14 protein-coding genes are annotated in these 13,284 nt (G+C 59.4%); 11 read left to right on the top strand and 3 right to left on the bottom strand.

Annotation, left to right across the window (positions count from 1 at the left end; translation table 11 throughout):
* Window positions 1-3: 3 nt before the first annotated feature.
* The 3 genes from PhaeoP97_RS06005 to arsC are packed head-to-tail and all read left to right on the top strand — an operon-like array spanning window position 4 to window position 1,735.
* On the top strand, window positions 4-342 hold the full coding sequence (locus PhaeoP97_RS06005) for a DUF952 domain-containing protein (protein ID WP_072506328.1): 339 nt from the start codon (window positions 4-6) through the stop codon (window positions 340-342).
* On the top strand, window positions 339-1,397 hold the full coding sequence (locus PhaeoP97_RS06000) for a quinone-dependent dihydroorotate dehydrogenase (RefSeq protein ID WP_072504301.1): 1,059 nt from the start codon (window positions 339-341) through the stop codon (window positions 1,395-1,397). The genes PhaeoP97_RS06005 and PhaeoP97_RS06000 overlap by 4 nt, the downstream gene beginning before the upstream one ends.
* Entirely contained in the window at window positions 1,394-1,735 is a 342-nt protein-coding gene (arsC, locus tag PhaeoP97_RS05995) for an arsenate reductase (glutaredoxin) (RefSeq protein ID WP_072504300.1), read from the top strand. Before PhaeoP97_RS06000 ends, arsC begins: the two co-directional genes overlap by 4 nt.
* A gap of 28 nt (window positions 1,736-1,763) precedes the next feature.
* On the opposite strand, the gene PhaeoP97_RS05990 is transcribed toward arsC, so the two are convergent.
* The 3 genes from PhaeoP97_RS05990 to PhaeoP97_RS05980 are packed head-to-tail and all read right to left on the bottom strand — an operon-like array spanning window position 1,764 to window position 4,087.
* Complete coding sequence (locus PhaeoP97_RS05990; protein ID WP_072504299.1) at window positions 1,764-3,095, bottom strand: MATE family efflux transporter; 1,332 nt, start codon at window positions 3,093-3,095, stop codon at window positions 1,764-1,766.
* Between the two features lie 6 nt (window positions 3,096-3,101).
* A complete protein-coding gene (locus tag PhaeoP97_RS05985) occupies window positions 3,102-3,668 on the bottom strand; it encodes a PaaI family thioesterase (RefSeq protein WP_072504298.1) in 567 nt (188 codons plus the stop codon).
* Window positions 3,665-4,087: a PaaI family thioesterase gene (locus PhaeoP97_RS05980; RefSeq protein ID WP_072506327.1), complete on the bottom strand. Its 423-nt coding sequence runs from the start codon at window positions 4,085-4,087 to the stop codon at window positions 3,665-3,667. Before PhaeoP97_RS05980 ends, PhaeoP97_RS05985 begins: the two co-directional genes overlap by 4 nt.
* 116 nt (window positions 4,088-4,203) lie before the next feature.
* On the opposite strand from PhaeoP97_RS05980, the gene PhaeoP97_RS05975 reads away from it, so the two are divergent.
* The 8 genes from PhaeoP97_RS05975 (at window position 4,204) to PhaeoP97_RS05940 (ending at window position 13,148) form a co-directional block, all read left to right on the top strand.
* Entirely contained in the window at window positions 4,204-4,581 is a 378-nt protein-coding gene (locus tag PhaeoP97_RS05975) for a MerR family transcriptional regulator (protein WP_014874337.1), read from the top strand.
* Window positions 4,582-4,951: 370 nt separating this feature from the next.
* Window positions 4,952-5,353, top strand: a complete 402-nt coding sequence (locus PhaeoP97_RS05970) for a MerR family transcriptional regulator (protein ID WP_014879722.1) — start codon at window positions 4,952-4,954, stop codon at window positions 5,351-5,353.
* 82 nt (window positions 5,354-5,435) lie between these two features.
* Complete coding sequence (locus tag PhaeoP97_RS05965; protein ID WP_072504297.1) at window positions 5,436-7,217, top strand: acyl-CoA dehydrogenase C-terminal domain-containing protein; 1,782 nt, start codon at window positions 5,436-5,438, stop codon at window positions 7,215-7,217.
* 133 nt (window positions 7,218-7,350) lie between these two features.
* Window positions 7,351-7,563: a hypothetical protein gene (locus PhaeoP97_RS05960; RefSeq protein ID WP_072504296.1), complete on the top strand. Its 213-nt coding sequence runs from the start codon at window positions 7,351-7,353 to the stop codon at window positions 7,561-7,563.
* Window positions 7,564-7,629: 66 nt separating this feature from the next.
* Window positions 7,630-8,781, top strand: coding sequence for an acyl-CoA dehydrogenase family protein (locus PhaeoP97_RS05955; protein ID WP_072504295.1), 1,152 nt, complete (start codon window positions 7,630-7,632; stop codon window positions 8,779-8,781).
* Window positions 8,782-9,062: 281 nt separating this feature from the next.
* On the top strand, window positions 9,063-9,701 hold the full coding sequence (locus tag PhaeoP97_RS05950; protein ID WP_072504294.1) for a glutathione S-transferase family protein: 639 nt from the start codon (window positions 9,063-9,065) through the stop codon (window positions 9,699-9,701).
* A gap of 10 nt (window positions 9,702-9,711) precedes the next feature.
* Window positions 9,712-10,923, top strand: a complete 1,212-nt coding sequence (locus PhaeoP97_RS05945; protein ID WP_072504293.1) for an acetyl-CoA C-acetyltransferase — start codon at window positions 9,712-9,714, stop codon at window positions 10,921-10,923.
* Between the two features lie 23 nt (window positions 10,924-10,946).
* Window positions 10,947-13,148, top strand: a complete 2,202-nt coding sequence (locus PhaeoP97_RS05940; RefSeq protein WP_072504292.1) for a 3-hydroxyacyl-CoA dehydrogenase NAD-binding domain-containing protein — start codon at window positions 10,947-10,949, stop codon at window positions 13,146-13,148.
* Window positions 13,149-13,284 lie beyond the last annotated feature (136 nt).

Here is a 13,284-nt window from a genome sequence, read left to right as displayed (position 1 = left end):
GCCATGCTCATCTACAAGATTTTCCGCACCGACGAATGGACCGCGCTTCAGACAGAGGGCGAGACCCTTGGCGCCCCCATCGACCTGAGCGATGGTTACATTCATTTCTCCACCGCCAGCCAGTCCCAAGAGACCGCAGCCAAGCATTTCGCGGACGCCGAAGGGCTATGGCTTATCGCTGTTGACGCCCAAGGTTTGGCCCCAGATCTGCGTTGGGAAATCTCGCGCGGCGGGGCCGAGTTTCCGCATCTCTATCGCAAAATGACCATGAACGACGTGTTATGGGCGAAACCCCTGCCGCTGGTCAATGGCACGCATCAGTTCCCGGAGGACATGGTGTGAGCCTTGTTGAACGTCTGGCGCTCACGGCGCTACACCGCTGCGATCCGGAAGCCGCCCATGGCCTGTCAATCAAGGCGCTGAAACTGGGGCTGACGCCCTCCCCCGGCCCGGTGACATCGCCTCGGCTTGCGACACGGATCGCAGGTCTGACACTGCCCAACCCAGTAGGGCTGGCCGCGGGCTTTGACAAAAATGCCGAAGCGCTGCGCCCCCTTAGCCAAGCCGGTTTTGGGTTTATCGAGGTGGGCGCTGCCACGCCCCGCCCCCAGCCAGGCAACCCGCGCCCCCGCCTGTTCCGCCTGACCGAAGATCAGGCCGCCATCAATCGATTTGGCTTCAACAATGAAGGCATGACGGTGATCGGCCAACGCCTTGCCGCACGCCCGCAGGACGCGGTGATCGGCCTCAATCTTGGCGCCAACAAGGACAGTAGTGATCGGGCAGCGGATTTTGCGAAGGTGCTTGCCCATTGTGGTGAGCATCTGGATTTCGCCACGGTCAATGTCTCCTCGCCCAATACCGAAAAACTGCGTGACCTGCAGGGAAAAGCTGCGCTTTCGGCCCTGCTCAATGGCGTGATCGACAGCCGTGATCAGCTGAATCGGCGGGTGCCAGTATTTCTGAAAATCGCCCCCGACCTTGATCGCGCCGGGATCGAAGATATCGCCGAGGTCGCTGTTGAAACCGGAATTGATGCGGTGATCACCACCAATACCACCCTTGATCGCGACGGCCTGAACAGTGCCCACCGCAACGAAATGGGCGGGCTGTCTGGTGCGCCCCTGTTCGAGAAATCCACCCGTGTTCTGGCGCAGCTGTCCGAGTTGCTGGACGGTCGCGTGCCGCTGGTCGGCGTCGGCGGCATCTCCAACGCAGAGCAGGCCTATGCCAAGATCTGCGCTGGCGCCTCGGCAGTGCAATTCTACACGGCCATGGTCTATGGCGGCTTGTCGCTGGCGGGTGACATCGCACGCGGTTTGGACGATCTTCTGGCGCGAGACGGCTACGCCAATGTCGCAGATGCTGTCGCCAGTAAGCGAGGCGACTGGCTATGATTATCTATTGGCACAACCCACGCTGTTCCAAATCCCGCGCAGGTCTTTCGCTGCTCAAGGCACACGGCGCAGAAGTGCAGACGCGGGCTTATCTCGACGACACCCCCTCCATTGCTGAACTGAAAGAGATGGTGGCAGCGCTCAATATCTCTGCGGTGGATATGATGCGCACCGGAGAGACGCTCTTCAAGGAGTTGGGCCTGACCAAAGACAGCGCCGAGCCGGATCTTCTGTCAGCCATGTCTGCGCATCCGATCCTGATCGAACGCCCCATTGCAATCGCAGGCGGCAAAGCCGTGATTGGTCGTCCGACAGAGGCCCTCAAGACCCTGCTTTAGAACCTAGCTAAGAGCGCCAGTTGTGTTCTTAGCTGCCGACCTGCGCCTCCAGTCGTGGATAGCGCAGGCCAAGTGTCACCCCACGCGCTACGTTCAGCACCATCAGGGCCGCCCAAAGCCCGTGATTGCCGAGTGTCGGCACCAAAACCACCAACGCAACCACATAGATTGCCACCGATTGCAGCATCGCGATCCGCATATCGCGGGTCCAGGTGGCACCAATATAGATGCCGTCGAACATATAACTGGCGACGCTGATCAGCGGCAGGATGGCCGCCCAGATCAAATAATCACGCCCCGCCGCGCGTACTTCCTCAGACGTGGACATAACGTCAATCAGCCACCCACCGCCAAGCCAGAAGAGCAGCCCAAGCGCAATTGCGCCGCCGACGCCCCATTGGCTGGCCACAACCGCCGCGCGCCGCAGCTGCATCCGCGCCTTGGCCCCTACTGCGCTGCCGACCAGCGCCTCTGCGGAGAAGGCAAAGCCGTCTAGCGCAAAGGCGGTAATCTCCACAAATTGCAGCAACACCTGATTGGCCGCCAACGTGACATCGCCCAGATCGGCACCGATGAACAGGAAGGTGGTAAAAGACCCCGTCAGCAACACGGAGCGGATCATGATGTCGCCATTGACCTGCATCATACGCTTGAGCCGAACCGGATCAAAGACCCGCCCCCAGTTGCGCCACTGACGCCCCGCAAAGGCATCGCGACACAGCCAAAGTCCCAGTGCAAGACCGCTCCATTCCGCGATCAGAGTAGCAACTGCCACCCCCTCAACGCCCCAGCCAAGCCCCAGCACAAACCAAAGGTCCAACAGGATATTGAGGCCATTCATCCAGATCTGGAGCACAAAGACCCCGCGCGTCCGCTCCACCGCGATTAACCAGCCGGTCACTGCATAAAGCGCAATGGTCGCGGGTGCCCCCCAGATGCGGATCTCCAGATAGGCGCGGGCGAGCCCCTCAACCTCGGCGCTGGCGGGCGCAAGCGCGAACGCCCCCCAGAACACGGCGGCCTGTCCAGCGATAAACACGGCTCCAGCAGCAAACGCCAGCAGGACACCTCGGGTCAACAACGCACCGGTTTCAGCCCAACCCCCGGCTCCGCGCGCCTGCGCAGCCAGCCCAGTGGTGCCCATCCGCAGAAATCCGAAGATCCAGTAAATCGTGGCCAGAATGACCGCCCCGATGCCAACCGCGCCAATCGGCGCAGCCAATCCCATCTGACCAACAACGCCGGTATCCACCGCGCCCAGGATCGGCACGGTGGCATTGGACAGCACAATCGGCAGCGCGATTTTCAACACGCGCTTATGGCTAATCGGCTCGCTCCCTGCGGCGCTGGTGCCTGTCATATTCGTCTAAGCCTTGTCGTCCGGCGCGGCATCAGCCACAAATTCCGGCGAGGCCGAGGAGTGCGTTGCCGCCTCCTGAGGCATCAGAAAGTGACCCGTTGCCTGGGCAAAAAGCTTGTCTCTGTGATCCTGCCAGGCCGCCACATGGACCGAGGCATAGCGTCGACCTGACCGCGACACCGTTGCCCGTGCATAAGCATCCCTCGGCAGGCCTGACCGCAGGTAGTCCACCGTGAAATCAATGGTCTTGGGCTGGCGTGGTAGCTTGCCAGAGGCCAATTCCTCGACATCAAGACTGCCGCTTTCGATGCGTTCCCAGAGGTTCGCCCAGGTGAGTGTCATGACCGCCGTCATCTCCAGAAACGCGGCCGTCACACCACCATGAATGGCCGGAAGAAATGGGTTACCGATCAGTTTGTGATCAAAATTCAACTGGGCCGTCAACTCATCTCCGCGACGGTCAAACGTGATGTTGAGAAAGCGCGCATAGGGCACGGAAGCCACAAGGGCTGCGAGAGCTGCATCGCGCCGTTGTTTCACCACTTGGACGGGTTCGGGACGCGGACGGCTCAAAACTTGCTCTCCACGGTAAAGGCGCCAACAGCGGTCGCGACCGGGTTAGCCTCATCTTCATCCATGGCGGTGGCGCGCACAAAGGCGACATTGCGGGTCATGTGATGGCACGTGGCACGGGTCAGGATCCGCTGTCCGGGAGTTGCTGCGCGCATGTAATCAATGCGCAGATCAATGGTTGCAGTCCCCCCCGGCCCCGAAGGATGGCACATCACCGCAGCCCCGCAACAGGTATCCATCAGGGCCGACACAGCCCCACCATGGATAACCCCAGTTTCCGGATCACCAATCAGCTTCTCGTCATAGGGCATGACAATCTCGGCGGAGCCCTCTCCCAGTTCCGTCAACCTCATCCCCAGCTCCTGCGCGTGAGGAATGGCTTCGATGAACTGTCGCGCCAATAAAGTCTTGTCGACCATGAGGCCCCCCGTTGTTTTGATTTCCTCTTTATCAGCCATACCTTGGCCGAAGAGCAACCCCAGCGGTTGAACCCCCTGTCGGTTGCGCTTAGTTTGCGGGTAAGGGAGAATTGGGAATGACCGAACAAAAATTGTCATTCAAGGAGATGTGCAGCGAATTCGACGTGACCCCGCGCACGCTTCGCTACTACGAGTACATCGAATTGTTGCAACCCGACCGCGAAGGTCGGTCCCGCTTTTACGGTGCCCGTGAGCGGGCCCGGATGAAGCTGATCATGCGCGGACGTAAGTTCGGCTTTCAGCTGGAAGAGATCCGCCAGTGGCTGCTGATCTATGAAAATGAGGGCGATGAGGCGCAAAACCGCGCCTTTGTCGAAATGGCCGACCGTCAGATGAGCGAGCTGCGCAAGCAGCGCGAGCAACTGGACGAGGCCCTGCAAGAGCTTCACGATCTGCGCGCCACGACCCTAAGCCTGCTATCACAGGACGCCTGACCACTGCCCCTGTCGGGGAACCTATCATCGAATCTCTACTCGAAACGCCCTGCCGGATTGGTGGGGCGTTTGTCCATTTTACCCAAATCACCTCCTGTATTGCGATCGCAGCGCGGCGGTTTCAGTCAAATTAATCGAACATATTAGACACAAAATCCACGCTAATAATGCCCGTAAAATTTCAAAATACCCCTATTTCCCTGGGCAACCCATTGCCGCACAATCAAGATAACGCTGCGTCATCTTACCGGATCCCACGTCACCCAGGAAAGTGACGCAGCGTCCAACTTACGTCAACGTCAAGTTCCTGTTGTAAACGCAGGGCAAGCTGCTCACCTTAAGGCTCACACCCGCAGTTATGAGTGACACGATGACCGATGAAACCAAATCCATTCGCCAGATGTGCGATGAATTCGGCGTAACGCCGCGTACGTTGCGCTTCTATGAGGCGAAAGAACTGTTGTTTCCGATCCGCGAGGGTCAGAAACGTCTGTTCACCAAACGTGACCAAGCGCGCCTGAAACTGATCCTGCGTGGCAAACGCTTTGGTTTTAGCCTTGAGGAAATTCGGCAACTTTTGAACTTGTACCACATGGGCGATCAGCAACTGACACAGCTGACGCGGACCTATGACATTGCCTGTGAACGCCTGGCCGACATGGAGCGTCAGCGCGATGAGCTGACCGAAGCCATTGACGATCTAAAAGAACAGCTGCGTTGGGGGGACCGTGTGATCGCCTCAATGAGCGCCAAACAAGAAGCCGCGGAATAGACCCCGGCCCGTTTTTTCCATCTTTCCCGTTTTTGGGAAGGATGATCCAGACAGACACCGCAGAACCACAGCGAGGACCGCGATGCCCAGTTATACCGCCCCGATCAAAGACACCCAGTTCATTCTGCACAATGTTCTAAAGATCTCTCAGTCCGGCATCCCCGGCTACGACGAGCTGGATGCCGATTTCACCAACGCCGTTCTGGAAGAGGCCGGCAAGATCTCTAGCGAAGTGCTGCACCCGCTGAACACCGTAGGTGACATCGAGGGCTGCCGTCTTGAGAATGGCGTGGTCTACACCCCCACAGGGTTCAAGGCTGCGTTTGAGCAAGTGAAGGAGGGCGGCTGGACCGGTTTGGACATGCCAGAGCAGTATGGCGGTCAGAACATGCCCTACGTGATGGGCACCGCCGTGGGCGAGATGTTCTCTGCCGCGAACCAGGCCTTCACCATGTATCAGGGCCTGACCCATGGTGCCGCCTCCGCTATCCTCGCCCATGGCACCGACGCGCAGAAGGACACCTATCTGCCCAAGATGGTCTCCTGCGAATGGACCGGCACCATGAACCTGACCGAACCGCATTGCGGCACCGATCTGGGTCTGATGCGCACCAAGGCCGAGCCACAGGACGACGGCAGCTTCAAGATCACTGGCCAGAAGATTTTCATCTCCTCCGGCGATCACGACATGGCCGACAACATCATTCATCTGGTGCTGGCCAAGATCCCCGGCGGCCCCGACGGCATCAAGGGCGTATCCCTGTTCATCGTACCGAAATTCATCGTGAAGGACGATGGCTCGCTCGGCGATCGCAACGGCGTGTCGGTCGGTAAGATCGAAGAAAAGATGGGCATCCACGGCAACTCCACCTGTGTGATGAACTATGACAGCGCCACCGGTTACCTGCTCGGCACTGAGCATAAAGGCATGCGCGCCATGTTCACCATGATGAACGAGGCCCGTCTCGGCGTTGGCATGCAGGGTCTGGCCCAGGCCGAGGCCGCTTATCAGAACGCCTTGGAATACGCCAAGGACCGTCTTCAGGGGCGCGATGTCACCGGCGTGAAGAACCCGGATGGCCCGGCAGACCCGCTGATCGTTCACCCGGACATTCGCCGCAATCTGATGGATCAGAAAAGCTTTGCAGAAGGCGCGCGCGCCTTTATCCTCTGGGGGGCCAAGATGATCGACCAGGCGCACCGCGCCGAGGACAAGGACGCAGATGGGCTGATCTCACTGCTCACCCCCGTGATCAAGGGGTTCCTCACCGATCAGGGCTACGACATGACCGTTCAAGCCCAGCAGATCTATGGTGGCCACGGCTACATCGAAGAATGGGGTATGTCCCAGTACACCCGCGACGCACGGATCGCGATGATCTATGAGGGCGCCAACGGCGTTCAGGCCCTGGATCTGGTTGGCCGCAAACTGGCGCAGGATGGCGGCAAGCACGTCATGGCGTTCTTCGAGATGGTCAAGAATTTCTGCAAAGAAAACGGCGATATCTCCGAAGGTTACAGCAAAGAGTTCATTGAGCCTCTGAAAGCTGCGTCGAAGGACTTGCAGGCCGCAGGCATGTATTTCATGCAAAACGGCATGACTAACCCGAACAACGCGCTCTCCGGCTCTTATGACTTCATGCATATGTTCGGCCATGTCTGCCTCGGCCTGATGTGGGCCGAGATGGCAAAAGCTGCACAGGCTGAGCTTGACGCCGGGTCTTCTGACGCCGCGTTCTACGAGACAAAAATCGCGACCGGGCGCTATTACATGGCACGCCAACTGCCTGCGACTGCATTGCATCTCAGCCGTATCCAGACCGGTGGCGACACCGTTATGGCGCTGGCCGCAGACCAGTTCTGAGCCGCGATTTACGCAGATCGGAGCCCCATCCTCATAGGGGCTCCGACATCCGCCCCGTCATCTGACACCGGGGCAGATATAACAGACTGGCGCTCCGGAGGTCTTCCGGGGAGCCGCAATCGGAGGAGAGACCATGCCCAAACGCTTTCGCCTCACACGCCGCCTGCCGGTCGCCATGACCGAAGACGGCTACCGCCGGTTGCGAAAATTCTCTCAGGAGGCCGGCCTCGACGAAGGCGAAGCCCTGTCTTTTCTGTTTGAGAATTTCGACAGCGTGACAAACAGCGACAACCTCACCCACAGACTGCGGCTGTTCAACGCCGAGCTTGAGGACCGCAAACGATAGGTGGGTACGCGCCACCAGCAGACAACAGATGCCACAAGGCACGATACAGACACCAAGGGGAGCCCCATGAGCGCAGAGCAACACTCCAGCTGGATGACCGATGAACACCAGATGCTGGCTGATATGACAGCGCAGTTCATCACCCGTGAATGGGCACCAAAATTCGAGACCTGGCGCAAGCAGGGGATGATGGATCGCTCCACCTGGAATGAAGCCGGCGCGCTAGGCCTGCTCTGCCCCTCCGTACCGGAAGAATACGGCGGTGTCGGTGGTGATTTCGGCCATGAAGCCGCAATCCTGATCGAAGGCAGCCGCGCCAACCTCGCCAGCTGGGGCCATGGCATCCACTCGGGCATCGTCGCCCACTACGTACTGTCCTATGGCACTGAAGAGCAGAAGCAGCGCTGGCTGCCAAAGATGATCACCGGTGAGCTGGTCGGCGCCTTGGCAATGACAGAACCCTCCACCGGGTCGGATGTTCAGCGCATCAAGACAAAGGCCGTCAAAGACGGCAACGCCTATCGGCTGAGCGGTCAGAAAACCTTCATCACCAACGGCCAACACGCCAACCTGATCCTGGTTGCCGCCAAAACCGACCCGTCGCAAGGATCCAAAGGCATCTCACTGGTGGCTGTGGAGACCGATGGCGCCGATGGGTTCAGCCGTGGCCGCAACCTCGACAAGGTGGGCCTGCATGCCGCCGATACATCGGAACTGTTCTTCGACAATGTGGAAATCGCCCCGGAGAATATTCTGGGCGGAACCGAGGGTCAGGGCTTCTACCAGATGATGCAGCAGCTGCCCCAGGAACGGCTGATCATTGCCTGTGGCGCTGTCGGCGCCATGGAAGGTGCAGTTGAACGCACCATCACCTATTGCAAGGAACGCGAAGCCTTCGGCGGCCCGCTCACCCAGTTTCAGAACACCCGCTTCAAACTTGTGGAATGCCAGACCAAAACCAAGATCGCCCGCGCCTTCCTCGACGAATGTATGGTCGAACATCTCCAGGGTAAGCTGACGGTGGAAAAGGCCGCGATGGCGAAGTACTGGATCACGGACACACAGGGCGAGGTTCTTGATGAATGCGTTCAGCTGCACGGTGGCTATGGCTTCATGCAGGAATATGCTGTGGCAGAGATGTGGGCAGATGCCCGCGTCCAGCGGATCTATGGCGGCACCAATGAGATCATGAAGGAACTGATTGCGAGGTCCCTGTGACAGTGCTGACGGCATCAAGCTCCGCATCTGAGGGAAGCCTCCGGCGGGAGTATTTGGGGAAAGGTGACAGGATGAGACGCGCCTCCCCCCGAGCTCTCCGCCTAATGGGTCGGCGCGCCGTCACCTTTCACGAGCATCGGCTCTTCAGCCTGTCCCGCACCGCCATCGTCGCGTCACCACTGTTAATGCGGAGTGAACACTCCGTCATCTTTCCACAAATACTCCACGGGGGTGTGGGGGTGTGAAACCCCCACGCGCTCCGGCAACCGGAAGGACATGTCATGAGCATCAAACTCTATTGTTTCGGCGAAAGCGGCCACTCCTACAAGGCAGCACTGGCGCTTGAACTGGGCGGGACCGCCTGGGAGCCGGTCTTTGTCGATTTCTTCAGCGGCACCACACGCGGCGAAGCCTTTCGCAGCGATGTAAACGAGATGGGAGAATGCCCGGTTCTGGTCGACGGAGATCTGACGCTCAGCCAATCTGGCGTCATCCAGCAGTATCTGTCAGATACCTATGGCAAATTCGGCGGCAAGACACAGGAAGAGGCGCGCGAGATATTGCGCTGGCAGCTGTGGGACAATCACAAACTGTCCTCCAACGCCGGTCTCTGCCGCTTCCTGATGAATTTCCTGCCTGAAGACAAACGCCCGCAAGAAGTCATTGCCTTCCTGCAAGGTCGACTGAAGGCGGCTTATGCCATCCTGGATAAACACCTTGAGGGACGCAACTGGATCGTGGGCGACGGCCTCACCAACGCCGATCTGACCTGCTGTTCGTATCTCTATTACCCTGAACCCTTCGGCTTCGAACGAGCCGAGTGGCCGAATATCGACGCTTGGCTGTCACGGCTGAGCGCGCAACCGGGCTGGAAAGCCCCCTACGATCTAATGCCCGGCAACCCGTCGGACCGAGCCTGAGGAGACTGATATGACCGAAGCCTATATCTACGACGCCGTGCGCACCCCGCGCGGCAAGGGTCGCAAGGATGGGTCCTTGCATGAAGTGACAGCCGCGCGGCTGTCGGCAGTGGCTCTCAACGCTCTGAAAGACCGCAACAACCTCGAAGGTCACGCGGTTGAGGATGTTATCTGGGGCAACGTCACCCAGGTCGGCGAGCAAGGCGCCTGCTTGGCCCGGACCGCTGTTCTGGCCTCTGACTTGGATGAATCCATTCCAGGCGTCTCTATCAACCGTTTCTGTGCCTCTGGTCTGGAAGCCGTCAACATGGCTGCCAACCAGGTCCGTGGCCGCGCCGGTCACGCCTATATCGCAGGTGGTGTGGAATCCATGAGCCGCGTGCCCATGGGAATGGACGGTGGCGCCATCGCGGTTGATCCTGCCATCGCAATCGAGAACTATTTTGTCCCGCAGGGTATTTCAGCGGATATCATCGCGACCGAATACGGGTTCTCGCGCGATGACGCTGACGCAATGGCAATGGAATCCCAGCGCCGGGCCAAGGCTGCTTGGGACGACAACCGGTTTGCGGGCAGCGTCGTACCTGTGCGTGACATCAACGGGCTGACCATCCTGGACCATGACGAATACATGCGCCCCGGCACCGATATGCAGTCGCTGGGCGGTCTGAACCCCGCGTTTCAGATGATGGGTGAGCAGATGCCCGGCTTCGACAAGATCGCAATGCTGAAATATCCGCATCTGGAGCGGATCAATCACATCCACCACGCCGGCAACTCCTCTGGTATCGTGGATGGCGCCGCGGCCGTGTTGATCGGCGACAAAGAGTTTGGCGAGGCGATGGGCCTGAAGCCCCGCGCCCGCATCAAAGCAACCGCCAAGATCGGTACCGACCCCACCATCATGCTGACCGGCCCTGTGCCTGTTACAGAAAAGATCCTGCGCGACAACGGCATGGCAATTGGCGACATCGACCTGTTTGAGGTCAATGAAGCCTTCGCCAGTGTTGTGATGCGGTTCGAGCAGGCCTTTGGAGTGGACCACGACAAGGTGAACGTCAACGGTGGCTCTATCGCGATGGGCCATCCGCTGGGTGCCACCGGCGCCATGATCCTCGGCGCACTGTTGGATGAGCTGGAGCGCAGCGACCGTGAAACCGGTCTGGCAACGCTCTGCATCGGGTCCGGCATGGGCGCGGCCACCATCATTGAACGCGTGTAACCCAGGCGGCAGGAGAAGAAGATATGTCTGATTTCACAATGAAGAAAGACGCCGACGGCGTCGCCATCATCACCTGGGACTGCCCCGGAAAAACCATGAACGTGCTGAACGGCCAGGCGATGATCGACCTTGACGGTCTGGTCGATGACGCGCTGGCCGATGACGCGGTCAAGGGCATCGTGATCACCTCTGGCAAGAAAGACTTTGCCGGTGGCATGGATCTGAATGTGCTGGCCAAGATGAAAGAGGATGCCGGTGACGAGCCCGCGCGGGGCCTGTTCGAAGGCATCATGAAAATGCACGAAGGTCTGCGCAAGATCGAGCGTGCCGGCATGGATCCCAAGACCAACAAGGGTGGCAAACCAGTGGCGGCAGCCCTGCCCGGCACCGCTGTTGGCATTGGCCTGGAACTACCGCTGTCCACGCATCGCATCTTTGCTGCTGACAACCCCAAGGCCAAGATCGGCCTGCCGGAAATCATGGTTGGCATTTTCCCCGGTGCTGGTGGCACCACCCGTCTGGTGCGCAAGATGGGTGCCATGGCGGCGGCTCCCTTCCTGCTGGAAGGCAAGCTGGTTGATCCCAAGAAAGCCAAGGGCGCTGGCATCATCGACGAGGTTGTCGAAGATCCGCTGGCCGCTGCGCGCGCCTGGGTACTGGAGGCGAAAGACGCCGATATCGTCAAACCCTGGGACGCCAAGGGTTACAAAATGCCCGGTGGCGCACCCTATCATCCGGCAGGCTTCATGACCTTCCTTGGTGCTGCGGCCATGGTGCATGGCAAGACCTTCGGTGCCTTCCCGGCGGCCAAGGCCCTGCTGAGTGCGGTCTATGAAGGCGCGCTCGTGCCCTTTGACACCGCGCTGAAGATCGAGGCGCGCTGGTTCACCCATGTGCTGATGAACCCCTCCTCCGAGGCGATGATCCGCTCGCTCTTCCTCAACAAGGAAGCGCTGGAAAAAGGCGCCGTGCGCCCTGCGGGTATCGAGGATCAGTCCGTGAAGAAAATCGGCGTTCTGGGTGCTGGCATGATGGGGGCAGGCATCGCGCTGGTCTCCGCTCAGGCTGGCATGGAGGTTGTGCTGGTTGACCGTGATCAGGACGCCGCTGACAAGGGCAAGGCCTATACCGAGAGCTATCTCGACAAGGGCATCAAGCGCGGCAAAGTCACCGCCGAGAAGAAAGAGGCGATGCTGTCGCGCATCACTGCAACCCCGGATCTGGATAACCTCAAGGGCTGTGATCTGATCATTGAGGCGGTGTTTGAAGATCCCGGCGTCAAAGCCGAGATGACCAAAAAGGTCGAGGCGATCATTCCTGAGGATTGCATCTTCGCCTCCAATACCTCGACCCTGCCGATCACCGATCTGGCAGAGGCCTCGGTGCGCCCGGAACAGTTCATCGGCATTCACTTCTTCTCGCCGGTGGAAAAAATGTTCCTGGTGGAGATCATCAAAGGTGAGAAAACCGGTGATCGCGCGGTGGCCAAGGCGCTGGATTATGTACGCCAGATCCGCAAGACGCCGATCGTGGTCAATGATGCCCGGTTCTTCTACTGCAACCGCTGCATCATCCCCTACGTGAACGAAGGCGCGCGCATGATCACCGAGGGTGTTGCCCCTGCGCTGATCGACAATGCCGCACGACAGCTGGGCTTCCCGGTTGGTCCGATCCAACTGACCGATGAAACCTCGATCGATCTGGGTGCCAAGATCGCCCGCGCCACCAAGGCGGCAATGGGAGATGCTTATCCCGAAAGCGCTGCGGATGATCTGATCTTCTGGATGGAGGAACAGGGCCGTCTGGGGCGCAAGTCCAACGCTGGTTTCTTTGACTATGACGACAAGGGCAAGCGTCAGGGCTACTGGAAGGGCATGCAGGAGAAATACCCGCAGGCCGACGAGCAGCCCGACCTCATCGAGGTGCAGGAACGCCTGATGTTCGCACAGGTTCTGGAAGCCGTGCGCGCACTGGAAGAGGGTGTTCTGATGGACATCCGCGAAGGGGATGTTGGCGCGATTCTCGCCTGGGGCTTTGCGCCTTGGTCCGGTGGTCCGCTGAGCTGGCTGGACATCATCGGCACGCCCTATGCGGCCGAGCGTTGTGATCAGCTGACCGCAAAATACGGCGAACGCTTCACCTGCCCGCCGCTGCTGCGGGAGATGGCTGAGAAAGGCCAGACCTTCTACGGTCGCTTTAACCCTGAGGCCGAGAAGGCCGCCTGATCAGCGCGACAAGCTGATATTGATACATAGGAAAAGCGGCGCCCTTGGGTGCCGCTTTTTCATGTAAGCCTCGCCCTATAACCACCTGAATAAATGAAAAAAGTCGCCTCCGGATTGGATGGCGACTTCCGTTCGG

The sequence above is a fragment of the Phaeobacter porticola genome (genome assembly GCF_001888185.1).
Lineage (GTDB): Bacteria > Pseudomonadota > Alphaproteobacteria > Rhodobacterales > Rhodobacteraceae > Phaeobacter > Phaeobacter porticola.
Note: the sequence above shows the minus strand (reverse complement) of the source record. Positions and strands in the feature narration are given on the sequence as shown.

Bases quoted from the DNA above. Each gene is read 5' to 3' on its own strand.
- PhaeoP97_RS06005 (WP_072506328.1), top strand. From the start codon at position 4: ATGCTCATCTACAAGATTTTCCGCACCGACGAATGGACCGCGCTTCAG.
- arsC (WP_072504300.1), top strand. From the start codon at position 1,394: ATGATTATCTATTGGCACAACCCACGCTGTTCCAAATCCCGCGCAGGT.
- PhaeoP97_RS05990 (WP_072504299.1), bottom strand. From the start codon at position 3,095: ATGACAGGCACCAGCGCCGCAGGGAGCGAGCCGATTAGCCATAAGCGC.
- PhaeoP97_RS05980 (WP_072506327.1), bottom strand. From the start codon at position 4,087: ATGGTCGACAAGACTTTATTGGCGCGACAGTTCATCGAAGCCATTCCT.
- PhaeoP97_RS05975 (WP_014874337.1), top strand. From the start codon at position 4,204: ATGACCGAACAAAAATTGTCATTCAAGGAGATGTGCAGCGAATTCGAC.
- PhaeoP97_RS05970 (WP_014879722.1), top strand. From the start codon at position 4,952: ATGACCGATGAAACCAAATCCATTCGCCAGATGTGCGATGAATTCGGC.
- PhaeoP97_RS05965 (WP_072504297.1), top strand. From the start codon at position 5,436: ATGCCCAGTTATACCGCCCCGATCAAAGACACCCAGTTCATTCTGCAC.
- PhaeoP97_RS05960 (WP_072504296.1), top strand. From the start codon at position 7,351: ATGCCCAAACGCTTTCGCCTCACACGCCGCCTGCCGGTCGCCATGACC.
- PhaeoP97_RS05955 (WP_072504295.1), top strand. From the start codon at position 7,630: ATGAGCGCAGAGCAACACTCCAGCTGGATGACCGATGAACACCAGATG.
- PhaeoP97_RS05950 (WP_072504294.1), top strand. From the start codon at position 9,063: ATGAGCATCAAACTCTATTGTTTCGGCGAAAGCGGCCACTCCTACAAG.
- PhaeoP97_RS05945 (WP_072504293.1), top strand. From the start codon at position 9,712: ATGACCGAAGCCTATATCTACGACGCCGTGCGCACCCCGCGCGGCAAG.
- PhaeoP97_RS05940 (WP_072504292.1), top strand. From the start codon at position 10,947: ATGTCTGATTTCACAATGAAGAAAGACGCCGACGGCGTCGCCATCATC.